A 24,942-nucleotide genomic window follows, 5' to 3' on the forward strand; every position below is an offset into this window, starting at 1 on the left:
TTGATCAGGTTAGTGCTCATCAAGTTGCGTCAGCCTGAATTGGCATAGGGAGGGGCTATTTCCGCTTACTGTTTCTTTGAATCGATGCTTATGGTTTTTCCAGCGGTTCAGGTATGAACCCCTGCTCCCTGAGTGACTTGATCACACCTCGAATTAGATATTGTTAGAAAATCCGATTGTGTACTGCCTCGCGCCTGCGCTTAGCATGCGCTAAACATTATCTGGAATTCAGCCTTAAGCTAACTCGAAAATGAGCAATCCCCTCGGTTCAATTATTTGTCGAGGATACAAAGAGGGAAGGTATAGGGGGATACAAGGAGAGATTGCCAGAAACAAGAAAGCCCGCACTAGGCGGGCTTCTTGAGGTGATTCATAGACTGCTGTAGACATCTATGGATCGGTACTTGGTGGCTACACAGGGACTTGAACCCCGGACCCCAGCATTATGAATGCTATGCTCTAACCAACTGAGCTATGTAGCCAAGTGGCGCGCATTATTCGCGTAGAACGGGAATGCGTCAAGCGTTTTTGTTTAAATTTTTTCTACGCTTTCAACTGTTTAACTGAAACGGCCGTTTTTGGGGCGTCGAGCCTTGTTCAATCAGAGCGCCAGCGCCCAGGACAGAGAGGGGCCGTCAGCTCCCATGCGGGATACCGTCGCGCGGGTAAAAATGGCACATTGTTATGTCTTTGCACCTGTGCATTCCCCTGTTGTACGGAAACGTTCCCATGGCTTTGAGCAACTCCCCCGCCACCGGGCAAACCAGCCCGTTGGTCATGCGCATTATTGGCGCGGTGGCGCTGGCGCATTTGATCAATGACTTGATTCAGTCGGTGCTGCCCTCCATCTACCCGATGCTCAAGGCCAACTACGGTCTGACATTTACCCAGGTTGGGCTGATTACCCTGACGTTCCAGTTGACCGCGTCGCTGCTGCAACCGTGGGTGGGGTACTACACAGACCGTCACCCGAAACCGTTCCTGTTGCCGTGCGGCATGATCTGCACCCTGGTGGGGATCTTGATGATGTCCCAGGTCGGCAGCTTCCCGCTGATTCTGTTGGCGGCAGGGTTGATCGGCGTTGGCTCCTCGACCTTCCACCCTGAAGCCTCCCGCGTAGCGCGGCTGGCTTCGGGCGGGCGCTACGGCCTGGCGCAGTCGACGTTTCAGGTCGGCGGCAATGCCGGCTCGGCGTTTGGGCCCTTGCTGGCGGCGGCAATCATCATTCCCTTTGGCCAGGGCAACGTCGCGTGGTTTGCCCTGTTTGCGATCTTCGCCTTAGGGGTGCTGTATGCCATCAGCCGTTGGTATCGCAATCACTTGAATCTGTTCAAGCTCAAGGCTGGCCAGGCGGCGAATCACGGACTCTCGAAAAAACGCGTGATGAGCGCGCTGGTGGTCTTGGGGCTGTTGGTGTTTTCCAAATACTTCTACATGGCGAGTATCACCAGTTACTTCACCTTCTACCTGATCGAGAAGTTCGATTTGTCCGTCGCCAGTTCACAGTTGCATTTGTTTCTGTTCCTCGGGGCGGTGGCGGCGGGCACGTTCTTTGGTGGGCCGATTGGTGACAGGATCGGGCGTAAGGCAGTGATCTGGTTTTCGATCCTGGGCGCCGCGCCGTTCACCTTGTTGATGCCCCACATGGACTTGTTCTGGACCAGTGTGCTCAGTGTGATTATCGGCTTTGTACTCGCCTCGGCGTTTTCGGCGATTGTGGTGTATGCGCAGGAGTTGGTGCCGGGCAACGTGGGGATGATTGCCGGGGTTTTCTTCGGGCTTATGTTCGGTTTTGGCGGGATTGGTGCGGCGCTGCTGGGGCATCTGGCGGATATTCACGGCATCGAATACGTTTACACGCTGTGTTCGTACCTGCCGTTGTTCGGTCTATTGGCGATCTTTCTGCCACGTACAAAAAAGGTGTGACTTTGGTTGGGCAGATGTCCCTGTCGCCCAACGCTTGCCAGCTAGCCTGGCTTACCGGTGCAGCCCGTTGTGTGTGGCGCGTTTGAGCTGCTCACGTGCCCGCGACAGGCGAGAGCGCACAGTGCCTATGGGGATGTCCAAGGCGTCGGCGGTGTCTTGGTAGCTACCGTCGGTCTCGAGTGAGGCGTACAACGTTTTGCGCATTTCCACCGGCAGGTGATTGATGGCAATCAAGGTTTTTTCTAGCCTGCGGTTGATCTCGAATTCCCAATCCAGATTGTTGTTTTCCTCTTGGCCATGCCACAACGTTTCATCGAATTCGCAATGCACCGGTTTCGCGTACATGCGCCGAAAGTGGTTGCGGATAAGGTTCTGCGCGATCCCGCACATCCAGGTGCTGAGGGTCGCCTGGCCGTTGAAGCGGTCTTTGTTGCGCCAGGCTTCCAGGTAGGTCAGTTGCAGGATGTCATCTGCATCTTCGGGGTTGAGTACGCGTTTGTGGATAAAGCGTCGGAGTTTTTTCTGGTGCTCGTCTGTCAGGTGGAGCATGAATTGAGGCGAGCCGCCATTAAGGTGAGCCAAAACACCAATAGGGATATCCATGATTTTTTCCTCAGGGTAGACGCGATCGAAATGATTTCGACGGGAACCCCTTTAGCACTGGCTGTGCCAAGCGTAAAAAACACATAACTTATTGTTTTTATTGATTAAATATCTTGAATTGAGCCCTTTTTGTGCAGCGGTTTGCAAAAGGTGGCCCAGGCTTGTGCCGGTCTTTTCAAAACCTTGGTCAAGGGTGTTGTGAATGGAACTGTAGTGCGACTGCTTGCCACACAAGCACACACTCTTCCTGCCCTGGCACGCCCATGAAAGTTGAATCCACCCCCGAAGCGCAAACGGTCCGGCAGTTGGATAAATCTGTCCTCGTTAAAGCCAAGCGCCCCGCAAAACCCATCGCTTCGGGGGTTAATGAGCTGGCCAATATTTTCAGTCAGGAAGTCGCGATCAACAGCACGACACTGAGTAATCGCGTGATGAAACAACGCGTCGCGCCCGTGGAGCATATGTCGCAGCTTTACAGGCAGCTTGGGCATCCGGCCCAGGAGAGTCTGGAGTCCCTCTCTCGGCGTGTCAGGCTGCTGCTGTTGCAGAACTCCAGCGTTGAAGCGTTGCTGGAACTTACTGGCCGAGACCCGGCGCGTGCCCATGTGGTACTTCGCCACGTAGCCGCCCAGGCCGAAGCCGAGATGCGCAAGAAGGAATTGGCACTGGCGAGTGAAGCCCGGGTAAAACTGGAAATGCGCTATGAGCGCGAAATCCGGGCGGGTATCAACATTGCCAAGGCACTGCAGGTGGCCAGTGACGACCCGCAAGAGCGCGAGGCCGTGCGTGCGTTGTATTACGCCAGTGTCGTGGTGCGTCAGTCCCTGGCGACGATGATGCAATCGCTGCTGGGGATATTCGGTGGCGAGCGCTTTGCGGCCGGGCTCAAGCTGATGAGTCGTGCGTTGGCAGACGATATTGCCGCGCATGTTTCGTCGGTTCCGACGGGGCAATTACGCACGCTGTTGCAGGGGCTGAAAAGTTGTAGCCATCTGGTCGGCGTGTTGTTGGGTTGCCAGGATTTGACCCGGCGGCTCAAGGTTGAGCAGGACGCGGTGGTCCTGTTGCAACGTTTTTTGGGCTACACCACGGCAGGCGTGACTTCAAATGAAGTGCTGCGCCTGGCTGGCGAGTTTGGTGGTGAGAGTGCCAGTCGGCAACTGGTCTCCCTGAATGCCCTTTACCCCCTGGTGCAAAGGCTGCCGGTCGTCTTGTGGCGCGACAGTCAAGGGCGCAAGGACGCACTGAACAACTTCTTGGTGGTGATGGATGAGTTCACCCGCTGTGAGTCAGCTCGCAAGCCGTTCAATATTGAGCTGAGGGCCCAGGTGTGACCGCACTGGCAACAGTCAACAATGTTCTGCTCAAGGTGGCAAGGCGTGCGGAGGTGTTGGGCGCGGTGGTGGTGATGGCCATCGTGTTCATTTTTATCGTGCCGCTGCCCACCTGGCTGGTGGATATCCTGATTGCGCTCAACATCTGTATTTCATGCTTGCTGATCGTGCTTGCTCTCTACCTTCCCGGTCCGCTGGCGTTCTCGTCGTTCCCATCGATCCTGCTGCTGACGACGATGTTTCGTCTGGCGTTGTCGATCGCCACCACACGTTTGATCCTGCTTGAGCAGGACGCCGGAGACATCGTCGAGGCCTTTGGTAACTTTGTCGTGGGTGGCAATCTGGCGGTGGGCCTGGTGATATTCATGATCCTCACCCTCGTCAACTTCCTGGTGATCACCAAGGGTTCAGAGCGGGTGGCCGAAGTGGCGGCGCGTTTCAGCCTGGATGCGATGCCCGGCAAGCAGATGTCGATCGACAGCGACTTGCGCTCGGGCTTGATCGACGGCGCGCAAGCCCAGAGCAAGCGTGAGCAGTTGTCCCGCGAGAGCCAGCTGTTTGGCGCCATGGACGGGGCGATGAAGTTCGTTAAAGGCGATGCCATCGCCGGTCTGGTGATTGTGGTGATCAACTTGCTGGGTGGTTTTTCCACCGGCATGTTTCAGCACGGAATGAGCGCCGCTGATTCCATGTCGCTGTATTCGGTGTTGACCATTGGCGACGGTTTGATCGCACAGATCCCTGCTCTGCTGATCTCTTTGACTGCCGGTATGATCATCACCCGTGTCGCCCCGGATGGGCGGCGCGGTGCGACGAACATGGGTACTGAAATTGCCCGGCAAATGACCAGTGAGCCCAAGAGCTGGATGATTGCGTCGGTGGGTATGCTCGCATTCGCCCTGTTACCCGGCATGCCGACGGTCGTCTTCATCATCATCTCGTTGATGACCGGCGCGCTCGGTTATTACCTTGCGCACGCGCGTAAAGTACGTGAGCAGTCCGAAGGTGCGTCGGCCACTACGGTCGCACCCGAGCAAAATGGCAAGGAGGACTTGCGGACCTTCGATCCGTCGCGACCCTACCTGCTGCAGTTTCCCGCCACGCTGCGCGATAGCCAAATGGCCGATGAACTGGTGCAAGGCATTCGCCAGACCCGCAATGGCCTGGTAACCCAGCTGGGCCTCACGCTGCCGCCGTTTGAGATCGAGTTCAACCCTACGCTGGCGGAAGATGAACTGCGTTTTTGCGTGCATGAAGTGCCGGTGCTCAACGCCACTATTGGGGTGTGGCTGGCAGTCGAGCTGACGGCACTCGCAGCGGTGCCGGAGGACGGCGTGCTTGGGCAGGCCGTTCGCGATGAAGAGGACTGGGTGTGGCTGGCGGTGGACCATCCCCTGCTCAGCGATGAAAGCCTGGAGCGGTGCACTGCGCAAAGCCTGATCCTGGAGCGCATGACGCGCGCAATGATGATGAGTGGGCCGCAGTTTCTGGGTGTACAGGAAAGCAAATCGATCCTCGGTTGGCTGGAAACGAGCCAGCCGGAGTTGGTACAGGAGCTGCAACGCATCATGCCGTTGTCGCGGTTCTCGGCGGTATTGCAACGCCTGGCCAGCGAGGGCGTGCCATTGCGCGCGGTGCGCTTGATCGTGGAGTCGCTGATTGAGTACGGCCAGCATGAGCGTGAGCCGGACGCCTTGGTCGACTACGCGCGCATTGCGCTCAAGTCGCAGATCTTCCATCAATACAGTGAAGCCGATGGCTTGCACGCCTGGCTGTTATCGCCGCAGACCGAAAACATCTTGCGTGAGGCATTGCGCCAGACCCAGACCGGCGTGTTCTTCGCCCTCGACAACGACCACAGCACAGCGTTGATCGGCCTGCTCAAGCAAGCATTCAGCCTGCGTGCCAAGCGCAAGAGTGTGCTGTTGGTGGCACAGGATTTACGCAGCCCGTTGCGAACCCTGCTGGTGGAAGAATTCAACCATGTGCCGGTCCTGTCTTTTGCCGAACTGAGCAGCACCTCCAAGGTGAAAGTGCTGGGACGTTTTGACTTGGACGGTGATGGTCTGATGCCGGGGGCTGTGGTGCCTGATCATGTTTGAACTGCGTGTGTTGAATGGCTTGCACCAAGGTGCGGCTTTGCCCTTGTTTGGTGAGCAGTGGAGTGTCGGTGCGAGCGCTGATGCCGATTTGGTGTTGTGCGACCCAGGCATCGCGGGGCGCCATATCTCGTTGTATCAGGCCGAGCAGCGCTGGAGGGTGCAGGCTGAGGAGGGCCTGGTGCAAGACGGCGAGGGTCGGGTTGTTGCGCAGATTTGCGACTTGGCCCTCGACGCACCGTTCTCCATTGGCGGTATTCGTCTGTGCGTGGCGTTTTCCGATCAGCCGTGGCCTCAGGAGCCTGAGCCTGTCGTGCTATTACCGGTAGCCAGCCCGGATGTGCCGTCGAACCTGGCCCTTGGCAGCCTGCCCCAGTCGACTCAAAAGCGCTGGTTGGGCATTTTGCTGGTGATTGCGATATTGATTGCGGCCATAGGCATGGTGAGCACCGATGAGCGCGAGGCACAGGCCTCGCTGATGCCTGCTGCCGGTGGCAAGACCGATCTGGCGTCGGCGTCTGAAGTGCGTCAGACGTTGATGAAAATGCTGGATGAACGTGAATTGAGCCGCCAGGTCACGCTCCAGGTCATCAACGGGCAGATCACCCTGAATGGCTTGGTGTCTGAAGACGAACTGGCCTTGCTGGCCCGCATGCTGGACCGCTTTGCCGAACGTTTCAATACGCCCGTACCGGTGCTCAGCCGGGTGCGTGAGCGCAATGACCAACTACCGTTCAAAATTGTGCAAATCGTCAGTGGCGCCCACGGGCATGTGGTGCTGGAAGAGGGGCGAAGGTTGTTCCTGGGGGATGAGGTGGACGGCTTGCGGCTGGTGTCCATCGACAACAACAAGGTGATCTTCGACGGGCAGCAGCGGTACGAGGTGAGTTGGTGAGCCTGGATCTACAGGCGCGCCTGGAGCGTTGGCAACTGCGCGAAACCCAGCATCTTGCAGACTTCGCGCCGGTGGCAGTGCGCGGCCGCATCCAGCGCGTCAACGGCATGTTGTTGCAATGTAGGCTGCCCCATGCGCGCATCGGCGATCTGTGCAACGTCGAGAAGGGCGGTGGCGGCAGCATGCTCGCCGAGATCATTGGCTTTGATCATCAAGACGCGATTCTCAGTGCGCTCGGCAACCTTGAAGGTGTGCAGGTCGGGGCCAGTGTGCAACGCCTGGGCGTGCCCCACCGCGTGCGGGTTGGCGAAGATTTACTGGGAGCGGTGCTCGATGGGTTCGGCCGGCCGATTGCGGGGAATGGGCCAAGTGCATTCGTGGAGAACGATTGCGACGAAGCGAGCGCCGTATTGTGCGAGGCACCGCTGCCCACTGATCGCCCACGCATCACCCATGCGCTGGCGACGGGGGTTCGCTCCATCGACGGCTTGCTTACCCTCGGTGAAGGCCAGCGTGTAGGCCTGTTCGCCGGTGCCGGTTGTGGCAAGACCACATTGCTGGCGGAGATCGCCCGCAACGTGGAGTGCGATGTGATCGTGTTTGGTTTGATCGGCGAGCGGGGGCGGGAGCTGCGCGAGTTTCTCGACCATGAACTGGACGATCAACTGCGGGCCAAGGCGGTGCTGGTGTGTTCGACATCCGATCGCTCCAGCATGGAGCGGGCGCGTGCCGCATTCACTGCTACGGCGCTGGCGGAGGGGTTTCGCCGCAAGGGTCGCCGGGTGTTGTTGTTGATTGACTCATTGACACGCTTCGCCCGTGCCCAGCGTGAAATCGGCTTGGCGGCTGGCGAACCGTTGGGCCGTGGCGGCCTGCCAGCTTCGGTCTACAGCTTATTGCCGCGCCTCGTCGAACGTGCCGGGCTGACCCGGGAAGGTGCAATCACAGCCATCTACACCGTATTGATTGAGCAGGACTCCATGAGCGACCCGGTGGCCGATGAAGTGCGCTCGCTGCTGGACGGGCACATTGTGCTGTCACGCAAACTCGCAGAGCGCGGGCACTACCCGGCGGTGGATGTGCTGGCCAGCCTGTCGCGGATTTTAAGCAATGTGGCCGAACCCTCTCACATACAGGCCGGCACGGCGTTGCGGCGTCTGTTGTCGGCGTACCAGCAGATCGAGCTGATGCTCAAGCTGGGCGAATACCAGCGCGGTAACGACGCACTGACAGACCTGGCCGTAGAAAGTCGCCAGGCGGTCGACCGCTTTCTGCGCCAGGACTTGCGTGAGCCCTCGCCGATGCTCTCCACCCTAGACCAACTGACGGAGCTGACTGCGTATGTCCCTTTCTGAAATCGACACCTTGCGACGCTTGCGCAGGAGTCGCGCCGATCGTGCCGAGCGCGCTTTGCATGAAGCTCGACAGCTTCAGCGTGCCCTGCTGGTCAAGATCGAGCAGGCCAATGAGCGGCTGGCACTGACGCGCGAGCAGGAGATGCAACAACGGGCGCAACTGCTGAGCGAGCACCAAGGCCAAGTACTCTCTTTGCTCGCGCTCAAGGCCTGGAATGCCGAAGAGCATACGTTGTCGGCTGACACCCAGCGCGAGCGTGACTGTGTGCATGACTTGCAAGGCCAGCAAGAGGGCCATGTGGTCGCGATTGACCGTGCGCAGAAGCACGTCAGCCAATGCCTGCGCCAAGTGGAAAAACTCCATGAGCTATCTGCACTGTTGGCGCAGGAGGCACCATGAGCCAGATCCCAGCGAGCAAGCCCGAGCGCCAGCGCTCCTCCAGTGATGATCAGTATGTGACGAAGGACGGGCCTGCGCCCTTGGAGCAGGGGCGCTTGTTTACGAATTTTTTGTCCGTCAGCGACGGCGAGGAGCGCAGCTTTGCGTCTGCATCGGACGGCGTGCTGGCGTTGGCCGATACGAGTGGTGTCGACGCGTTTGCCGAGCAACTGGTACCGAGGCTTCACGCAACTGCGCAATGGCCGATGCACGCAACGTTCTACCTGCCTCGCCTAGGGCGAATCAATGTCTGCGCGAGCCGGCAACAGGGCGCCTGGAACATTGAGTTGGCCCCCGAAGAAGAGCGTACCCGGGCCTGGCTGGCTGATGTGCGCCACAGTGTTCAAGAGCGGCTGGCAAGTGACCTTGGTCCTTCGGTGAATGTGCAGTTGGCAGCGCTGTGAATCTCAGGTCGTTGGCACTTCCCCCGATCGATGGCACCACGGTCTGCGCCTTGACGCGGCTGGGGCGTGGCCTGTTTTTGCCGTATTGCGTGGCGGATCAGCGTGGTGAACTGAGGTTGGAGCCGGGTGCAGCCCCGCAGGTGGGCAGCGCACTGTGCTTCGAGACCGCGTGCGGTGTGTTGGCGTTGGGTGACCCTGGCCCCGTACTCAACCTGCTGGGCGAGTGCCCAGTCACCCTGGCCGAACACTGCAACGACCCGGCGTCATGGTTCTGGGCATTGTTCCAGGACCAGCTTAGCCCCCAGGTGCAATCGCTGTTCAGCTATCTGCGGCTGGTCGAGGCGGCGCAACCCCTGACGTTTGGTTGCCGGCTCACGGTGACGCTGGGGGACGCGCGGGCAGTCAGCCACCTGGCATTGGCGCCCGAAACATTTCTGGCGTTGCATGCTGCGGGTGCCTGGCAGCCCTTGGCCCATTCGCTGCCGAATTCATTTCGCTTGTCGCTGCCGATGATATTGGGGCGCCTGAAATTGCCTGTCTCACAGGTGTGCAACCTGCGCCCTGGCGATGTGGTGCTGATGGATTGTCCCGCGTTCAACACCGAAGGCGACGGTGTGCTGTCCCTCGGTCGATACCGCTTGGAGGGACGCCTGGACGTTGATCGTGAGGCGCTACGCCTGACGCTTTTTTCTATTAAGGAGACCGATGTGGACGAGGTTTTTGTAGAACCGAACGATAGCTACGAATGGTGCGAGCCAGAGCAGACAGCGGACGAGACGTCGGCGGATGTGTTCGGCCACGAGCCGTTCGACGAGTTGGCCATGTCCCTGAGCGTACGCTGTGGCGCCCTGCTGTTATCGTTGGGCGAGTTGCGCCAGTTGGCGCCGGGTGCGGTGCTTGGGGTTACGGGGTATGCGCCGGGGATGGCCGGGCTCTATTACGGTGACCGCCCCATTGGCCAAGGGCAACTGGTGGATGTGAACGGGCGGCTGGGCCTGCAGTTGTCCCGCGTGATTTTTTCCCGATGACGCTACAGGGGGTTGATCCCCTACTTCTGGCGATGTTCATCGGTGCGCTCTCGTTGATGCCGATGTTGCTGATCGTGTGCACCTCGTTCCTGAAAATCGTGATTGTGCTGATGATTACCCGCAATGCCATCGGCGTGCAGCAGGTGCCCCCGAGTATGGCGCTCTATGGCGTTGCCTTGGCGGCGACGCTATTCATCATGGCGCCGGTGGGCTATGAGGTGGCGCAAAACGTGAAGGAGTCCCCCGTGGACCTGAGCAGCGTACAAGCCTTTCAGGAGACGGGCCTTGGAGCCATCCAGCCGTTGCGCACGTTCATGAGCCGAAACACCGACCCGGACGTATTGACCCACTTGCTGGAAAGCACCGCGCGGATGTGGCCGGAGGAAATGGCGCAAGGCGCCCAACGTGACGACCTGATGCTACTGATTCCGGCCTACGTGCTCTCGCAGTTGCAGGCGGGGTTTGAGATCGGGTTTTTGATCTATATCCCCTTTATCGTCATCGACCTGATTGTTTCAAACCTGCTGCTGGCGCTGGGCATGCAGATGGTCTCGCCGATGACCATTTCGCTGCCCCTCAAGCTGCTGCTGTTCGTGCTCGTGTCCGGGTGGTCGCGGTTGCTCGACAGCTTGTTCCTTTCGTATCTCTGAGGCGCCTATGGACCCGATCATGCTGTTCAAGCAGGGCATGTTGCTGGTGGTGTTGTTGTCGGCACCGCCGTTGATGGTGGCGGTGATCGTAGGGGTGATGACGTCCCTGGTGCAGGCACTGATGCAGATACAGGACCAGACGCTACCGTTCGGCATCAAGTTGGTCTCGGTGGGTATTACCTTGGCGCTGACGGGACGCTGGATCGGTATGGAACTGATCCAACTGACAAACCTGACCTTCGACATGGTCGCCCGTTCGGCAATTAACTGAGGTTATCCGTTGTTTGCGTTCACTGAGTTTTTGCCGAGCCTGTTGATTGCCATGGCGCGTATCTACCCGTGTGCTTTCCTGGTGCCAGCGTTTTGTTTCGCGCACATCCGTGGCCTGCCAAGGCACACCATTGTGGCGGTCATGGCCATGATTCCGGCCCCGGGGATCCATGCGACCTTGGCCGTCCAGGATTACTCAGCCTTGATGATCGTTGGGCTGCTGTTCAAGGAAGTTGCGCTGGGCCTGTTGCTGGGCATTTTGCTGAGTATGCCGTTTTGGTTGTTCGAGTCGGTGGGGGCCTTGTTGGATAACCAGCGTGGCGCCCTGACCGGTGGCCAACTCAACCCTGCCTTGGGGCCGGATGCCACGCCTATCGGGCATATGTTCAAGCAGTTGGCGATTTATCTGTTGATGGTCACGTTGGGGCTGGGTGCGCTGACCCAAGTGATCTGGGACAGCTACCTGATCTGGCCACCCACGGCGTGGTGGCCGCAGCCGGCTGTCGAAGGTTTCAGCGTTTTCCTCGGGCTGCTGGGGGATACCTTGAGCCACATGATGCTCTACGCGGCGCCCTTCATAGCCGTGTTGTTACTGCTGGAATTCGCCGTCGCACTGCTGGGCCTGTACAGCCCGCAACTACAGGTGTCGAGCTTGGCGGTGCCGGTCAAATGCCTGGCGGGCCTGGCGTTTCTGCTGCTGTATCTGCCGCTGCTGCAAGACTTGATCGTGGGACGCATGGGCATGCTGGGGGATCTCAAGCATTCACTGGGCCTGTTCTTTACGGAGGTGCGGCAGTGAGTGATTCCGGAGAGAAAAAACATGCCGCGACGCCGAAAAAACTGCGCGATCAACGCAAGAAAGGTCAAGTCGCTCAAAGCCAGGACGTCGGCAAATTGCTGGTGCTGACGATTATCAGCGAGATCGCCTTATTCACCGCTGAACCCAGCATGCAACGGTTTCAACAAATGTTGGCGTTGCCTCTGTCGCGCATGGACCAGCCCTTTATACGGGCGCTGGAAGAGGTACTGATGGACGCGCTGGGGGTGTTTCTCGCCTTCTCTTTGCTGATGGCCTCGCTAGTCATCGTCATAAAGCTGATCAGCGGCTGGATGCAGTTTGGTTTCCTGTTCGCGCCGGAAACCCTCAAGCCGGACTTCAACCGCCTCAACCCGATCAATCAGGCAAAACAGATGTTCTCCGCACAGTCGGTGATGAACTTGGTGATGGGCGTGGCCAAGGCGTTGTTGCTGGCGACGATTTTGTACGTGGTGGTCGGACCGTCCCTTGGTGCGCTGGTTAGCCTGGCCAATAGCGATTTACAGAGTTACATTTCGGCGTTGATCGAACTGTTCCGCTATCTGCTGCACGCATGCCTGGGTTTGTTGTTGGTGCTTGCGATCATTGACCTGACGCTGCAGAAATACTTCTTTGCCAAGCGTATGCGTATGACTCAGGTGGAGGTGGTCAAGGAGTACAAGGACATGGAGGGCGATCCTTTCGTGAAGCGCCAGCGCCGTCAACTGGCTCATGAGTTGGCCCAGGAAGAGCCGAAGCTCAAGCTGCCCAAGCTTGAAGAGGCGGACATGCTGGTGGTCAACCCGACGCACTTTGCCGTAGCGCTATACTACCGACCGGGAGAAACGCCGTTGCCGCGGCTGGTAGAAAAAGGGACCGATGCTCGCGCGCGCGCGTTGATCCACCGGGCCAAGGCAGCCGACATACCTGTGATCCAGTGTGTTTGGCTGGCGCGTACGCTGTACACGAACAAGCTGGGCGCCAATATCCCGCGCGAGACCTTGCAGGCCGTGGCGCTTATCTATCGCACGTTGCGAGAACTGGACGACGAGGCCAAGCGCGAAACGCTGGAGCTGCCGGAGCTAGAACAGCGCTAAGGCATCACTGCCCTCGCTGTCCAACTCATTGAACTCGGCCAGCGACAACAAACGGCGTGAGACTTCACCCAGCGCCGGGCCTGCCGCCGTGAGCTCCTGCCAGATCACCAATGTCCCGTCGGGCTCCACGAATACAAAGCAGCCATCGAACGCCACCGCCTGCTCGAAGCGGCGCTGCAACAGACGCTGCAGCTGCCCGGTTTGTTGCGCTTCGGGTTTGATACACAAGGCCAGGCCGCCCCGCGTGCCGGCGTTTGAGCGGCGTAGCTCAACGCCAGCGCACAGGACAAGGTTCATCGTTCCAGCGACACCGTCTGGTGGTCCGAACGTTCTTCATTTGGGCCGGGCTGCACACGCATGTGTTCCGGCCACCAGATCACCATCTTGTCGGCGCTCGATTGCGGGCGAGAGCAGGAGTCGCCCTTGCAGGTGGAGGTGCAGCCGACGCTGAGCAGGGCCAGGCCGGTCAAGGTCAGGCAGGAGAGTATGCGGTTCATTGGGCAGGTTTCCCGGCAGGTACAATCAACGAAGGGCGAGGGACAGTGACGTACTCATCCTTCACCACAGGGCGCATGGCAATAAACACTTCGGCTTCCTCGCCAGGCTTGAGCCAGGCACGCGGCCAGGCCGTTACAGCAAGGGTCTGGGCGTTGCTGCACTCTTTTTCATCGATACGCACGTGGCGGTCGTGCTGGTTACGCACAATGACCACGGCGATGTTGAAGTGCGGGCCTTCATACCACTGGCTGCGCTCGGTACTGACTGCCAACATGTCACGGGTCGAGCAGAGGGTGCTCACGCCCAGCGGCATCGGTTTAGCCTTGAACGCCTTGGGCACCTCCCCGCTGACCAGGCTGGCCAACGCGTGGATCAGGTCGTTGCGTTTGATCTCCGGGGCTTGAGGGGACATGCGCCGGGCCAGCGGCTTGATTGCGGCTTGCAACTCCAACTGGTCGTCTTGCGGCAGGTAGCGTGACGGATCGGCCTGATCGCCGATGACTCGGGGGGTGAGGATAAACAGCCGCTCGCGTCGGTTGTTCTTGCGCTCGGTGAATGAGAACAGCGCTTTACCCAGCAAGGGAATATCACCCAGCAGAGGTACTTTTGTGAGCGTGTCGATGTTTTCCGTGACATGGAAACCGCCGACCACCAGGGAGCGCTTTTCTGCCATCACCGCCTGGGTGCTGACCGCGCCTTTGTGCACATCGGGGCCACTGCGGTTGGGGTTGGATTCATCGAAATTACCGTCTTCGATATCGATCGCCAGATGAATCTGGTGCCCGCCTCGGGCAGTGATGACCCGTGGGACGACCTGAAAGCTGGTGCCGACAGTCACGGGTACGATGGAGGCGACTTCGCTGCCAGCGGTCAGGTACTGGGTACGGTTGAAGTCGATCACGGCGGGTTGGTTTTCCAGGGTGAGCACCGATGGGTTAGACACCAAGGTCGCCAGGCCACGAGCCTCCAGTGCGCGTACGTCGGCAAAAAAACCTTCTCTGTTTTCGATCGACAGCTGTGACGCCGTGCCCGGCGTCGTATTGTTCACGCCGCCTCGCACGTTGTTGCCCTGGAAACCCCAGTTGACGCCCAGTTCGCGCAGTTGGGTGCGTTCGATATCGAGAATGATCGCGTCGATTTCCACCAGTTTGCGTGCGATATCGAGTTGGGCGATCAGGTCGCGGTACATGCCGTGGCGTTCCGGCAGGTCGTAGATCATCACGGCGTTGTTGCGTAAATCGGCCTCGACCCGAATACGATTGGACGCCGTCGCGGTTCGGGTTTCCGACACGCCTGGATTGAGTGGTGTCGGACCGGGTGGCGGGGCGAGCATCTGGCTCAGTAATGGGTTGCTCGACGAGGGAAAGCCCTGGGCCATCGGCGTGAACGCCGGTGCTCTCGCCGCCGGGCGCTGGGTGGCTTTTGTAGTGGCTAAGGAAGAGCGAGGTTCTAGTAGCCCGCGCAGCATTGTTGCCACGCCGGGAATCAGCATTTTTTGACCGCGATAATCGATTTGGCGGTCGCCTGCGTTGGCGAATTTCAGCGGGTAGCTCAGCACACTCTGTTTTTGATCATCCGAGCGACGCTGGCTGCTGAACTGTTTGATCTGTTCGATATAGCGCTTGGGGCCGGACACCAGCACTACACCGTCCTCGGGCAACTCCCCCCAACCGAAGCGGCTGTCGAGCAGGCCGATGTCAGTGAGCGCCTGCTTGAGGTCGCCCACGGTTTCGCTGGAAACCTCCAGGCGTGCGGATTCCTGTTGGTCCAGTGCGCTGATGTACAGCGTATTGTTGTACAGGAACCACTGGAAGCGATGCTCCATTCCCAGTCTGTCCAACAGTGACTGCGGGGTATTGGCGCGGATTTTTCCGTTTACGTTGCCATCGAGCAGGCCCTCGATCTGCAACTGTGTGCCGAAGCTCTTGGCGAAGTCATCCAGCACATCGCGCAGAGGTTTGTGTTCGGCCTCATAGGCAAACGCGGTGTTTTTCCATTCGGGAGGGATGCCGGCCGTCGCCTGTGACAAGGGTGCCAGCAAGAAGGGCAGGGCCAGCAGGTAGCGCCAAGGCGTGCGGGGTGTTGCAGCAACGCGCGCGCTGAGGTGCAAGCGACTGTGCTTGTGGAGTTTGCTATGCATGATGATGGGTCTCGGATTTAGTTCGGCAGCGACCGTAATGACGTGACGTAAAGCTTGCTGGCGGGCATCACCAGACGCTTGGCTACCCTACGCCAGGTGTCGCGTTGGTTGAGCAGAGCCTCCAGGGTTGCAAGCACTTCAGCCTGGCTGCAGGTGTGCGGCAGGTGCTGGAGCAGCCAGAGCCGGCCACATGCGGGCGCCTGGGCAAGCGCGCCGGCGAAGTGCAGGAGGCTCGACTGCCCAATGCGCAACCAGGTACCTAATGAGCGTGGGTCCGGGCAATCGCGGGTCAGTTGGACGCATAGCAACACGCCATGCTCACTGCTGCGCACGTTGATGTGGTCGTCGCCCTCCATCAACGTTATTTCCTGCTCGCGACCGTTTGAGCAATCGCTCAATTGTTCCAGCCAGCTATGGGGTTTCGGTCGCAATTTTCACCTTCGAGTTCGCGAAGCTTGTCAGCGTACTGTGCGCATTAAGTCCTGCCGATAACGCTAGCTGTGTCTCGAAGAGAACCCTCAACTGTTCCTCGGTGTCTTCACCACCAATGTCGGGCTTGTCGTAGCTTTGTTCGAGCAGGGCTATGCGGCTACTGATTTTTGCTTCTGTTGCACGGTAATCAGAACTCATCGGTGTCTCTCCAGTGGGTTGCTGTTACTGGGTGGTGCGCGATTTGTTACCAGTTCCATCTGAACAGCCGAAAAGTTATCGGGGATGAGCCACCATCAACGTCTCAATTGCGCTGTTCCAGTCGATGTGAAACCCGCCCTCATCTGTCTCGAGGATCAGCGTCTGGAGAGGGAGTTCCTCCTCGCAGCGCAGCGTCCAGGGGACTTGATTGTGTTGAATGAGCCATTGCTCTATCTGCTCGCGGTCGTGCGGGTTGCATAGCAGGTTCGCCACCACCACGGGCACTTGGGAGTCCAACAGTTTCTTGAGCAGTGCAGTGAGGCGCTGCGTGGGGAGCGCTTCTGCAAGAACGGTGCGAATCGCTTGCTGGGTGACATACGTGGCCGTTTGTTCCAGGCTGTCGTACATCGCTTGACGCTCCAGCTCCCAGCGGTGCAATTGGGCATTGGCGCGCTGCCAGAATTCATCGTTGGCGCGCTGCAGCAGGCTTTCGCAATCTGCTTGCGCTTGCTGCAACAGCAGTTTCGCCTGCGCTTGGGCATGTTCAAGCAAACGGCCGGCCTGGGCATATTCAGCCAGCATTTCCCGTGTGACCAGGGTGGTTGGCGGGTCAGGGATATCTTTGTGTAACTCAATCTTGCGTGAGCAAAACATGGTCGGCGTTCTCACGGGAGGGCGTGTTGAGCGGTATCGTGCGCGGCACCGGTCACGCGCCAGAGTGCGGCCTGCCAGAGTGTATTCAACCGACTGTGACTGTCCGAGAGCCTGGGGTGGGTCTCGAGCGCAAGTACGCGTTCGCGGGCAAAGCTCAGGCGCAGTCGCTGCCATACGGCAGGCTCTACCCACGCGCGCAGGTAGTGCAGGGGGTCGTCGCTGGCGTCCAGGGTCGGGCTCGGTGCCAATGCCTTGGCCAGGCGCCGGCACCACAGTTGCTGCTCCTGGCTCAACAGGCTATCCGGGCTTGCGTGATACACCCCCTTGATCAGCATCAGCATGAGTTCCCGTTGTTCGCCGGTTGCATGCAGCAGCTGCAACAGGGCCGGCGATGGAAAGGGCGGTAGGCACGGATGAATCTGAAACAACGCGTTCACCTGAGCAGGGTGACTGCGCTGCAGCGACGTTGGCAGGCTCGGTGCGCCTGCTACCTGCCAATCGGGATGGGCGCCTCGCAGCGGGCACGCCCACCATTGAGCCCAGGCAAGGTGTTCACTCATGGATGGCGGTGATGGCCGGTACGTTCGGTTGGCGTGGCGTTAGCCGCTTGCGCCAGAATAGAACGCCAGCAGCGCCCAGCAACAGCGTGCTCAGTAGCGCCACGGTGCTGGTGCGCCAGAAGCCAAGGTTGTTCTCGGGCACCAGGAATGGGCCGAAATACACCAGTTGTTGTTGCTCCAGGTAAGCGGCCGCTGGCACGAACACAACGGTGAGTTTTTGTGTGTTGTCCAGGGCTGTGGTCATCCCGGGTATGCTGCTGGCGACCATCCTGCGTACGCGGGGGCGTATGTTGTCAGGGTCCAGGCGCGGATCGTGCTTGATGAACACCGACGCGGAGGCTGGCTGTACGGGTTCGCCCGGCGCCACCCGTTCGGGCAGCACGACGTGCACGCGTGCGACGATCACCCCGTCGATATTCGACAGGGTAGCCTCCAGCTCTTGCGACAAGGCGTAGATGTAACGGGCACGCTCCTCCAGGGGCGTGGAGATAACGCCTTCCTTGCGGAAGATATCGCCCAGTGTCGAGCGAGCGACCTTGGGCAGGCCCGCAGCTTCCAGGGTGCGGACCGCCCGGCTTATATCATCGGCCTTCACGCGAACGGTCACGCCGTCTTTTGCGGGGATTTTCTGCGAGCGGATCTGTTTGTCGGCCAGTTCGGCAATCACCTCATTGGCCTCTTGTTCCGAGAGCTGGCGATGGAGCTCTACGCTCTCACTGCAGCCTGCGAGCATCAGTGCCGACGATAGAAGTAGCGGGGTGATCAGACAGCGGCGCATGTTCTACTTACCCGAGGCTGGTGATTTTCTCGACGGACTGTATGGTTTTGTTGATGATCTTCACATTAAGAGTCAATTCGCGCTGGAATTCGCCGATTGACTTGCTGAGTTCGCGCACTTCCTTGCTGTGTTTGTTGAGGCTGAAGTCCCGAAGCCCTCGAACGGCTTTTTTCGATATCATATTCAGCTCTGTGGAACGCGCGGCAATACTATCCATCAATACTGAACTCGCCGGGTTATTGGGTTGTTTGCCATGACTCATCTGCGCATTGAAAAAGTTGACGTCTGAACCCTCGTTGACGGTGATGGGCGTTTCCGTTTTAGTGGTGGGCGTCGCAGCTTCTGAGAGGTTTGTTGTGCTGATGCGCATAGGTATCTCCAGCAGGGGGTGGAAAGCATGAACGCTGCGGTAAATAAGGCCTCTTCTATGCGTGGTAGAAAAGGCCGGTAAAGCCGGTTAAAGCTGCTGTTTTTTCAGGATCTGCACGTAGTGGTTGTTGATATCTGCCCGCAGATTTTCTTGTGCGGTTCTGACCTGTGTCTTATTCTTTTTAACATGTAAATCTGTCAGTTGGGACGCGGTTTGAGCGTCGCTATAGTCCGTCTTGGCTTTATCAGCCCCATTAATTCCCCCGTCGGCGCCGAAGATAGTTCCAGTGGCCGTTCCTGCCACTTGGGGGAGTGAGGGCAATCCAAAGGTCGTTCCTGCAGTTTTGTTGACTGCGTCAAAAAAGGACATAAGACCACCTCTGTCGTTGAGTTAAACTAATATCAATTAATTTTTTAGGTGTGAGATTACTTGCTTGCGCTATGTGATTCATACCCTGTGTGGTTGAAATGCAAAGTTGGGTTCCACAACAGGTAAGCCTTGATCACTCCAGCAGTTGGCAAGAATGGCACTTTCGCTGCAAGTGTGCCTTTTGTGGCCTTACGCATTCAGCGATATGTCCAGCTGTTTTATCCTGTAGTAAAGCGTACGCTTGGCCACGCCCAGCTCCAGTGCTACGCCATCCACGCAGTGTTTGTGTCGGCGCAGGGACTCCTCAATCATCACCTTCTCAATTTGCTGCATGCGATCCTTCAGGCTCATCTCATTGTCCTGATGTGCAAAAGGGGATGCGCCAATAGTCGGCAGGCCCAGCACGAAGCGCTTGGCGGTCGAGCGCAACTCGCGCACGTTCCCCGGCCACGGGTGGCAAAGCAGCTGTTGAAGTAATGCTTTTGACGGTACGGGGGGCTGGCGCCCGAACTGCTTGGCTTCTTCGGCGATCATGCGCTGGAATAGCGGGATGATACGTTCGCGCCGGTTGCGAAGAGGCGGCAGGTGGATATTGACGACATTCAGGCGAAAGTAGAGATCACGCCGGAACGTGCCTTGTTCGACCATTGCATGTAATGAGTGCTGGGCCGAGGCAATGACGCGCATGTCCACGGAAATAAACCGGGTAGAGCCCAGGCGCTCAACCCCACGGCACTCCAGTGCGCGTAGCAACTTGGCTTGCAGAGGCAGTGGCATGCTGTCGATTTCATCCAGATAAAGGGTACCCAGATGAGCGGCCTCAATACACCCGGCGCGTGATTGCACTGCCCCGGTATAGGCACCGCTATTAACGCCGAACAGTTGGCTTTCTGCCAATGTTTCCGGAATGGCCGCACAGTTCACGGGAACGAAGCCACCCTTGCGACCGGATAAGCGATGGATGCGCTGCGCCAGCGTATCTTTGCCGGTACCGGTTTCCCCCAACAATAGAATGTCGATGTTAAGTGCCGCAGTAGTTAAGAGTGTGGTTTCTATAATTGGGCATTCGGCAACGGCAACGGTTGTGTAGGCTTCGTTATGGTAGTGAGCCGACAGGGGTTGAAGTTCCAATACGTTTACCACTTTTTTGGTGTTTGAGCGCTCGAGAGGTGGCAATTAAAGCTCAAAAGTTAGGTGTTGTCATCGTGCTTGAACCTGTTGATTAGTGGGGTTTGCTTCAAATTTTGTGGTGGGTGGAATATGCAAGCGTCGATCATGGGAACGGGGAGGGTGGCGTGTAGGTAAAGTCTGTAATTGAGCGTAATTAGTTTGAGTGAAGGGGTTTTGATGTGTTGAAAGTTCAAACTAGGCGTGGCCTGTACGGGTTAATAGTGTATGTAAGTGTGTATTTATACCGCGCACAAAAAAGCCGATGCAATGCACCGGCTTTTTGAGTGGCGAGGATTGAACCGCCGGATGACTTACACGTTGAAACGGAAGTGCATTACATCGCCATCCTTGACGATATATTCCTTACCTTCCAAGCGCCATTTACCGGCTTCCTTGGCGCCGGCTTCACCCTTGAACTGGATAAAGTCGTTGTAGGCGATCACTTCAGCGCGGATAAAGCCTTTTTCGAAGTCGGTGTGGATCACGCCGGCAGCCTGTGGCGCGGTGGCGCCGACCTTGACGGTCCAGGCGCGAACTTCTTCGACACCGGCGGTGAAGTAAGTCTGCAGGTTGAGCATTTCGTAGCCGGCGCGGATCACGCGGTTCAGGCCAGGCTCTTCCAGGCCCAGGGCCTCGAGGAACATGTCTTTTTCTTCGCCGTCATCGAGCTCGGCGATTTCCGCTTCGATCTTGTTGCACACCGGCACCACGATAGCGCCTTCTTCGTCGGCGATGGCCTTGACCACGTCGAGCAGCGGGTTGTTCTCGAAGCCATCTTCAGCCACGTTGGCGATGTACATCACCGGCTTGGTGGTCAGCAGGTGGAAGCCCTTGATCACCGCTTTCTCGTCAGCACCCATGCTCTTCATCAGGCTGCGCGCCGGCTTGCCTTCGGTGAAGTGTGCGATCAACTGCTCCAGCAGGCCTTTTTGGACCACTGCGTCCTTGTCACCGCCCTTGGCGTTACGCGCGACTTTCTGCAGTTGCTTCTCGCAGCTGTCGAGGTCGGCGAAGATCAGTTCCAGGTCGATGATCTCGATGTCGCGTTTCGGGTCGACGCTGTTGGAGACGTGAATCACGTTCTCGTCTTCAAAGCAGCGGACCACGTGGGCGATGGCATCGGTTTCGCGGATGTTGGCCAGGAACTTGTTGCCCAGGCCTTCACCCTTCGACGCACCGGCGACCAGGCCGGCGATGTCGACGAACTCCATGGTGGTCGGCAGCACGCGCTTGGGATTGACGATGGCCGCCAGGGCGTCCAGGCGTGGGTCCGGCATCGGCACGATACCGCTGTTGGGTTCGATGGTGCAGAAGGGGAAGTTCTCCGCCGCAATACCGGACTTGGTCAAAGCGTTGAACAAGGTGGATTTGCCGACGTTGGGCAGGCCGACGATGCCGCAATTGAATCCCATGGTGTTTCCCCTCGGAAAAAAGTCAGGCCTTCTGGCTGTGCAGGTTTTTCATCGCGCGGTTCCATTCCCCGGCGAAGATATCCGGCAGCACGCCGAGGGCAAAGTCGATGCTCGCATCGAGTTTTTCCTGTTCGGCGCGTGGCGCACGACCCAGGACGAAATTTGAAACCATACTCGCAACGCCTGGGTGGCCAATGCCGAGCCGCAGACGGTAGAAATTATTCTGATTACCCAACTGCGCGATGATGTCGCGCAGGCCGTTGTGCCCGCCGTGCCCGCCGCCGAGCTTGAGCTTGGCAACGCCGGGTGGCAGGTCCAGTTCGTCATGGGCCACCAGGATTTCTTCGGGTTTGATCCGGAAGAAGCCCGCAAGTGCCGCCACAGACTGGCCGCTGCGGTTCATGTAGGTGGTGGGAATCAGTAGACGAACATCCTGACCCTGGTGCGAGAAACGCCCGGTCAGGCCAAAATACTTGCGATCGGCCGCCAGGTTTACACCTTGGGCATGGGCGATGCGCTCAACAAAAAGGGCCCCCGCGTTATGCCGGGTCTGTTCGTATTCGGCGCCTGGATTTCCCAGGCCAACGATCAGTTTAATGGCAGTCACGACAGGGGCCCTTCCTTTGGAGTTGTAGATAACATCGCCGCAACCTGAGTGCGGCGAAAGTGGACGACAAGAGCTCACTTATCCAGAGATAAACTTCGCGTTGTCGCCCGCTTTCTCGCTACGTTCCGGTCCGCGATGTTTCCTCAAGCTCCGGCAATACAGAGTGAATTACTCTGCAGCGCCTTCTTCAGCTTCTGGTGCAACGCGTGGAGCGTGAACGTTTGCAACAGCTTTGTCGTCACCGTGAGCCAGTGCAACGAACTCAACGCCTTTAGGAGCTTTGAGGTCGGACAGGTGAACGATTGCGCCGATTTCCAGAGCCGACAGGTCGACTTCGATGAACTCAGGCAGATCTTTCGGCAGGCAGGTCACTTCGATTTCGTTCAGGACGTGAGAGATCTCGCCGCCTTTCTTGACCGGAGCTTCTTCACCAACAAAGTGCACAGGCACGATAGCGGTCAGTTTCTGGCCAGCTACGACGCGTACGAAGTCAGCGTGCAGTACGTGACCCTTGGACGGGTGACGTTGCAGAGCTTTGATGATGACGTTCTGCTTTTTGCCGCCAACGTTCAGTTCGATAACGTGGCTGTAGGCAGCATCGTTTTCGAGCAGTTTGGCAACTTCTTTAGCCAGCATGCTGATGGATTCAGGGGCTTTTTCGCCACCGTAAACTACAGCTGGAACCAGGCTTGCGAGACGACGCAGGCGGCGGCTCGCACCTTTCCCCAGGTCGGAACGCACTTCAGCATTCAGAGTAAAATCGTTCATGTTGTATCTCCAAAATAACCACATTCGCCCCAGCGTTTGCGACCAGCGCTAAAGGCGATATGGGCAAAAAAGCCCCGCCCCAACAGAATGCTGGGGCGGGGCGCTTTTCGTCAGGTTGATGTCGCCAAGGGTTGACCCTTAGCGGAACATCGCGCTGATCGATTCTTCATTGCTGATGCGGCGAACCGCTTCGGCAACGACCGGTGCGATATCCAGTTGACGGATACGCGCACAGGCTTGAGCAGCGGCGGACAACGGGATGGTGTTAGTCACCACCAGTTCGTCCAGCACAGAGTTCTCGATGTTCTCGATCGCTCGGCCCGACAGCACAGGGTGTGTGCAGTAGGCGAAGACTTTTGCAGCACCGTGCTCTTTCAAGGCTTTTGCCGCGTGGCACAGGGTGCCGGCGGTGTCGACCATGTCATCAACCAGAATACAGGTACGCCCTTCGACATCACCGATGATATGCATCACTTCAGAGTGATTGGCTTTCTCGCGGCGTTTGTCGATGATCCCAAGATCAACGCCCAGGGATTTGGCAACGGCCCGTGCACGCACGACGCCACCAATGTCCGGGGACACGATCATCAGGTTTTCAAAGCGCTGGTCTTCAATATCGTCCACCAATACTGGCGAACCGTAGATGTTATCTACCGGAATATCGAAGAACCCCTGGATTTGGTCAGCGTGCAGGTCAACCGTGAGAACACGGTCGATGCCTACCACGGTCAGCATGTCAGCAACGACTTTCGCGCTGATAGCCACACGTGCGGAGCGCGGACGGCGATCCTGACGGGCATAACCAAAGTAAGGGATTACAGCTGTGATTCGAGTCGCTGAGGAGCGGCGGAAGGCATCAGCCATCACGACGAGTTCCATCAGGTTATCGTTGGTCGGAGCGCAGGTCGGCTGAATAATGAAGACGTCTTTACCGCGAACGTTTTCATTGATCTCGGCTGTAATTTCGCCGTCGGAGAATTTACCGACAGAGATGTCACCGAGAGGGATATGCAGCTGACGTACGACACGTCGAGCCAGATCGGGGTTGGCGTTCCCCGTAAAGACCATCATCTTGGACACGCGCAGTACCTAGAGGCTGAGGGTAACCTGGATGAGTATTAGAAAATGGCAGGGGCGGCTGGATTCGAACCAACGCATGGCAGGATCAAAACCTGCTGCCTTACCGCTTGGCGACGCCCCTGTATCTGTTGCAACGAGTACCCAGTACTCGGTTCCTTTTAGAGCAGACTTTGCAGCTTGCGATGCAACATCGAAACGTTGCTTCCCTTTGCTACAAACCCTGTAAGGGTCTCTGTAAGAAGGGCCGAGACTTTATCAGCTTCAGCTTTGTTTGGGAAGCCCCCAAACACACAACTTCCAGTTCCGGTTAATTTTGCTTCGGTAAATTTACCTAACAAATTCAAAGCGTTACGTACCTCTGGATAACGCCTTGCTACAACCGGTAAGCAGTCATTTCGACTGTTTCCCTTGGGAACGGGGCGCACTTTAATGGGAGAAGAGTTACGTGTCAACAACGGATCTGAAAAAATTTCTGCTGTACTTACAGATACTTGCGGGACAAGCACGACATACCACGGCTCTTCGGGGTATTCGGGGGTGAGTTTCTCCCCCACGCCCTCAGCAAAAGCGGCGTGCCCGTGCACGAAAACCGGCACGTCGGCGCCCAGCGTCAGGCCCAGCGCGGCCAGGCGATCGTGGTCCCAGCCCAGTTGCCACAAGTGATTCAGACCCAGCAACGTCGTCGCGGCATTCGAGCTGCCGCCACCGATTCCGCCGCCCATGGGCAAGATTTTATCGATCCATATATCGATGCCCAACGCACAACCGGAGTGTTCCTGTAGTTTTCTTGCCGCCCTCACGATCAGATTGCTGTCATGGGGCACGCCATCGAACTCGGTATGCAGTTGGATGACGCCATCGTCGCGCACGGCGAAGGTGAGCTCATCGCCGTAGTCGAGAAATTGGAACAGCGTCTGCAGCTCGTGATAGCCGTCTTCACGACGACCGAGAATATGCAGCATCAGATTGAGTTTGGCGGGGGAGGGCAGTGTCAGCGTTTGCACGGTCAC

Annotated in this window: 29 protein-coding genes, 2 tRNA genes and 1 pseudogene; 12 read left to right on the plus strand and 20 right to left on the minus strand. The window is 58.0% G+C overall.

Annotated elements, in window-relative coordinates; translation table 11 throughout:
* Window positions 1-88: 88 nt before the first annotated feature.
* Together PspS35_RS03585 and PspS35_RS03590 are read right to left on the minus strand one after the other, a co-directional pair.
* A pseudogene (locus tag PspS35_RS03585) lies at window positions 89-204 on the minus strand (cell filamentation protein Fic); the annotation flags it as partial.
* Window positions 205-405: 201 nt separating this feature from the next.
* Window positions 406-482: transfer RNA gene (locus tag PspS35_RS03590), tRNA-Met, on the minus strand.
* A 247-nt stretch (window positions 483-729) separates the two neighbouring features.
* Here PspS35_RS03590 and PspS35_RS03595 point away from each other — a divergent pair.
* On the plus strand, window positions 730-1,926 hold the full coding sequence (locus tag PspS35_RS03595; protein WP_159932816.1) for an MFS transporter: 1,197 nt from the start codon (window positions 730-732) through the stop codon (window positions 1,924-1,926).
* Window positions 1,927-1,977: 51 nt separating this feature from the next.
* Here PspS35_RS03595 and PspS35_RS03600 read toward each other — a convergent pair whose 3' ends face one another.
* Complete coding sequence (locus PspS35_RS03600; RefSeq protein ID WP_159932817.1) at window positions 1,978-2,529, minus strand: sigma-70 family RNA polymerase sigma factor; 552 nt, start codon at window positions 2,527-2,529, stop codon at window positions 1,978-1,980.
* Between the two features lie 263 nt (window positions 2,530-2,792).
* Between PspS35_RS03600 and sctW the strand changes: the two genes are divergently transcribed.
* The 11 genes from sctW to sctU are packed head-to-tail and all read left to right on the plus strand — an operon-like array spanning window position 2,793 to window position 12,896.
* A complete protein-coding gene (gene sctW / locus PspS35_RS03605) occupies window positions 2,793-3,863 on the plus strand; it encodes a type III secretion system gatekeeper subunit SctW (protein WP_159932818.1) in 1,071 nt (356 codons plus the stop codon).
* Window positions 3,860-5,965, plus strand: a complete 2,106-nt coding sequence (gene sctV, locus PspS35_RS03610; protein WP_159932819.1) for a type III secretion system export apparatus subunit SctV — start codon at window positions 3,860-3,862, stop codon at window positions 5,963-5,965. The genes sctW and sctV overlap by 4 nt, the downstream gene beginning before the upstream one ends.
* A complete protein-coding gene (locus tag PspS35_RS03615) occupies window positions 5,958-6,857 on the plus strand; it encodes an FHA domain-containing protein (protein ID WP_174244782.1) in 900 nt (299 codons plus the stop codon). The genes sctV and PspS35_RS03615 overlap by 8 nt, the downstream gene beginning before the upstream one ends.
* A complete protein-coding gene (locus PspS35_RS03620) occupies window positions 6,854-8,212 on the plus strand; it encodes a FliI/YscN family ATPase (RefSeq protein WP_159932820.1) in 1,359 nt (452 codons plus the stop codon). The genes PspS35_RS03615 and PspS35_RS03620 overlap by 4 nt, the downstream gene beginning before the upstream one ends.
* Window positions 8,199-8,612: a YscO family type III secretion system apparatus protein gene (locus PspS35_RS03625; protein ID WP_159932821.1), complete on the plus strand. Its 414-nt coding sequence runs from the start codon at window positions 8,199-8,201 to the stop codon at window positions 8,610-8,612. Before PspS35_RS03620 ends, PspS35_RS03625 begins: the two co-directional genes overlap by 14 nt.
* Window positions 8,609-9,055, plus strand: a complete 447-nt coding sequence (locus tag PspS35_RS03630; RefSeq protein WP_159932822.1) for a type III secretion system HrpP C-terminal domain-containing protein — start codon at window positions 8,609-8,611, stop codon at window positions 9,053-9,055. Before PspS35_RS03625 ends, PspS35_RS03630 begins: the two co-directional genes overlap by 4 nt.
* An 11-nt stretch (window positions 9,056-9,066) precedes the next feature.
* Entirely contained in the window at window positions 9,067-10,083 is a 1,017-nt protein-coding gene (locus tag PspS35_RS03635) for a FliM/FliN family flagellar motor switch protein (RefSeq protein ID WP_238785975.1), read from the plus strand.
* Entirely contained in the window at window positions 10,080-10,733 is a 654-nt protein-coding gene (sctR, locus tag PspS35_RS03640) for a type III secretion system export apparatus subunit SctR (protein WP_159932824.1), read from the plus strand. The genes PspS35_RS03635 and sctR overlap by 4 nt, the downstream gene beginning before the upstream one ends.
* Window positions 10,734-10,740: 7 nt before the next feature.
* Window positions 10,741-11,004: a type III secretion system export apparatus subunit SctS gene (gene sctS, locus PspS35_RS03645; RefSeq protein WP_159932825.1), complete on the plus strand. Its 264-nt coding sequence runs from the start codon at window positions 10,741-10,743 to the stop codon at window positions 11,002-11,004.
* A gap of 9 nt (window positions 11,005-11,013) precedes the next feature.
* The gene (sctT, locus tag PspS35_RS03650; RefSeq protein WP_159932826.1) at window positions 11,014-11,802 is read left to right on the plus strand and encodes a type III secretion system export apparatus subunit SctT; all 789 of its coding nucleotides are present in this window, start codon (window positions 11,014-11,016) and stop codon (window positions 11,800-11,802) included.
* Window positions 11,799-12,896: a type III secretion system export apparatus subunit SctU gene (sctU, locus tag PspS35_RS03655; protein WP_159932827.1), complete on the plus strand. Its 1,098-nt coding sequence runs from the start codon at window positions 11,799-11,801 to the stop codon at window positions 12,894-12,896. Before sctT ends, sctU begins: the two co-directional genes overlap by 4 nt.
* On the opposite strand, the gene PspS35_RS03660 is transcribed toward sctU, so the two are convergent.
* From PspS35_RS03660 to ispE, 17 genes are all read right to left on the minus strand, one after another.
* Window positions 12,882-13,193, minus strand: coding sequence for a transcriptional regulator (locus PspS35_RS03660; protein ID WP_159932828.1), 312 nt, complete (start codon window positions 13,191-13,193; stop codon window positions 12,882-12,884). The genes sctU and PspS35_RS03660 overlap by 15 nt on opposite strands.
* Window positions 13,190-13,393 (minus strand): HrpT family type III secretion system protein, encoded by a 204-nt coding sequence (gene hrpT / locus PspS35_RS03665; protein ID WP_159932829.1) that lies wholly within the window; start codon window positions 13,391-13,393, stop codon window positions 13,190-13,192. The genes PspS35_RS03660 and hrpT overlap by 4 nt, the downstream gene beginning before the upstream one ends.
* Entirely contained in the window at window positions 13,390-15,534 is a 2,145-nt protein-coding gene (gene sctC, locus PspS35_RS03670) for a type III secretion system outer membrane ring subunit SctC (RefSeq protein WP_159932830.1), read from the minus strand. Before sctC ends, hrpT begins: the two co-directional genes overlap by 4 nt.
* Before the next feature lie 17 nt (window positions 15,535-15,551).
* On the minus strand, window positions 15,552-15,965 hold the full coding sequence (locus PspS35_RS03675; RefSeq protein ID WP_238785977.1) for a type III secretion protein: 414 nt from the start codon (window positions 15,963-15,965) through the stop codon (window positions 15,552-15,554).
* On the minus strand, window positions 15,946-16,164 hold the full coding sequence (locus PspS35_RS03680; protein ID WP_159932831.1) for a hypothetical protein: 219 nt from the start codon (window positions 16,162-16,164) through the stop codon (window positions 15,946-15,948). Before PspS35_RS03680 ends, PspS35_RS03675 begins: the two co-directional genes overlap by 20 nt.
* 75 nt (window positions 16,165-16,239) lie before the next feature.
* Entirely contained in the window at window positions 16,240-16,818 is a 579-nt protein-coding gene (gene sctL / locus PspS35_RS03685; RefSeq protein WP_159937975.1) for a type III secretion system stator protein SctL, read from the minus strand.
* 11 nt (window positions 16,819-16,829) lie between these two features.
* Window positions 16,830-17,378 carry a type III secretion protein gene (locus tag PspS35_RS03690; protein WP_238785979.1) on the minus strand — a complete coding sequence of 183 codons (549 nt, stop codon included), beginning with the start codon at window positions 17,376-17,378 and terminating at the stop codon, window positions 16,830-16,832.
* On the minus strand, window positions 17,371-18,156 hold the full coding sequence (sctJ, locus tag PspS35_RS03695) for a type III secretion inner membrane ring lipoprotein SctJ (RefSeq protein WP_159932832.1): 786 nt from the start codon (window positions 18,154-18,156) through the stop codon (window positions 17,371-17,373). Before sctJ ends, PspS35_RS03690 begins: the two co-directional genes overlap by 8 nt.
* A 7-nt stretch (window positions 18,157-18,163) precedes the next feature.
* Entirely contained in the window at window positions 18,164-18,526 is a 363-nt protein-coding gene (locus PspS35_RS03700; RefSeq protein WP_159932833.1) for a hypothetical protein, read from the minus strand.
* Window positions 18,527-18,613: 87 nt separating this feature from the next.
* The gene (locus PspS35_RS03705) at window positions 18,614-18,895 is read right to left on the minus strand and encodes a hypothetical protein (RefSeq protein ID WP_159932834.1); all 282 of its coding nucleotides are present in this window, start codon (window positions 18,893-18,895) and stop codon (window positions 18,614-18,616) included.
* Window positions 18,896-19,084: 189 nt separating this feature from the next.
* Window positions 19,085-20,011, minus strand: a complete 927-nt coding sequence (locus tag PspS35_RS03710) for a sigma 54-interacting transcriptional regulator (RefSeq protein ID WP_159937976.1) — start codon at window positions 20,009-20,011, stop codon at window positions 19,085-19,087.
* 365 nt (window positions 20,012-20,376) lie between these two features.
* A complete protein-coding gene (gene ychF, locus PspS35_RS03715) occupies window positions 20,377-21,477 on the minus strand; it encodes a redox-regulated ATPase YchF (RefSeq protein ID WP_159932835.1) in 1,101 nt (366 codons plus the stop codon).
* Window positions 21,478-21,499: 22 nt separating this feature from the next.
* Window positions 21,500-22,084 (minus strand): aminoacyl-tRNA hydrolase, encoded by a 585-nt coding sequence (gene pth / locus PspS35_RS03720; RefSeq protein ID WP_017529915.1) that lies wholly within the window; start codon window positions 22,082-22,084, stop codon window positions 21,500-21,502.
* Window positions 22,085-22,252: 168 nt separating this feature from the next.
* Complete coding sequence (locus tag PspS35_RS03725) at window positions 22,253-22,852, minus strand: 50S ribosomal protein L25/general stress protein Ctc (protein ID WP_099583948.1); 600 nt, start codon at window positions 22,850-22,852, stop codon at window positions 22,253-22,255.
* A 138-nt stretch (window positions 22,853-22,990) separates the two neighbouring features.
* On the minus strand, window positions 22,991-23,932 hold the full coding sequence (locus tag PspS35_RS03730; RefSeq protein ID WP_003171603.1) for a ribose-phosphate pyrophosphokinase: 942 nt from the start codon (window positions 23,930-23,932) through the stop codon (window positions 22,991-22,993).
* Between the two features lie 46 nt (window positions 23,933-23,978).
* Window positions 23,979-24,053, minus strand: a tRNA-Gln gene (locus tag PspS35_RS03735).
* Window positions 24,054-24,090: 37 nt separating this feature from the next.
* Window positions 24,091-24,942, minus strand: coding sequence for a 4-(cytidine 5'-diphospho)-2-C-methyl-D-erythritol kinase (gene ispE / locus PspS35_RS03740; RefSeq protein ID WP_159932836.1), 852 nt, complete (start codon window positions 24,940-24,942; stop codon window positions 24,091-24,093).

The organism is Pseudomonas sp. S35, from assembly GCF_009866765.1.
Lineage (GTDB): Bacteria > Pseudomonadota > Gammaproteobacteria > Pseudomonadales > Pseudomonadaceae > Aquipseudomonas.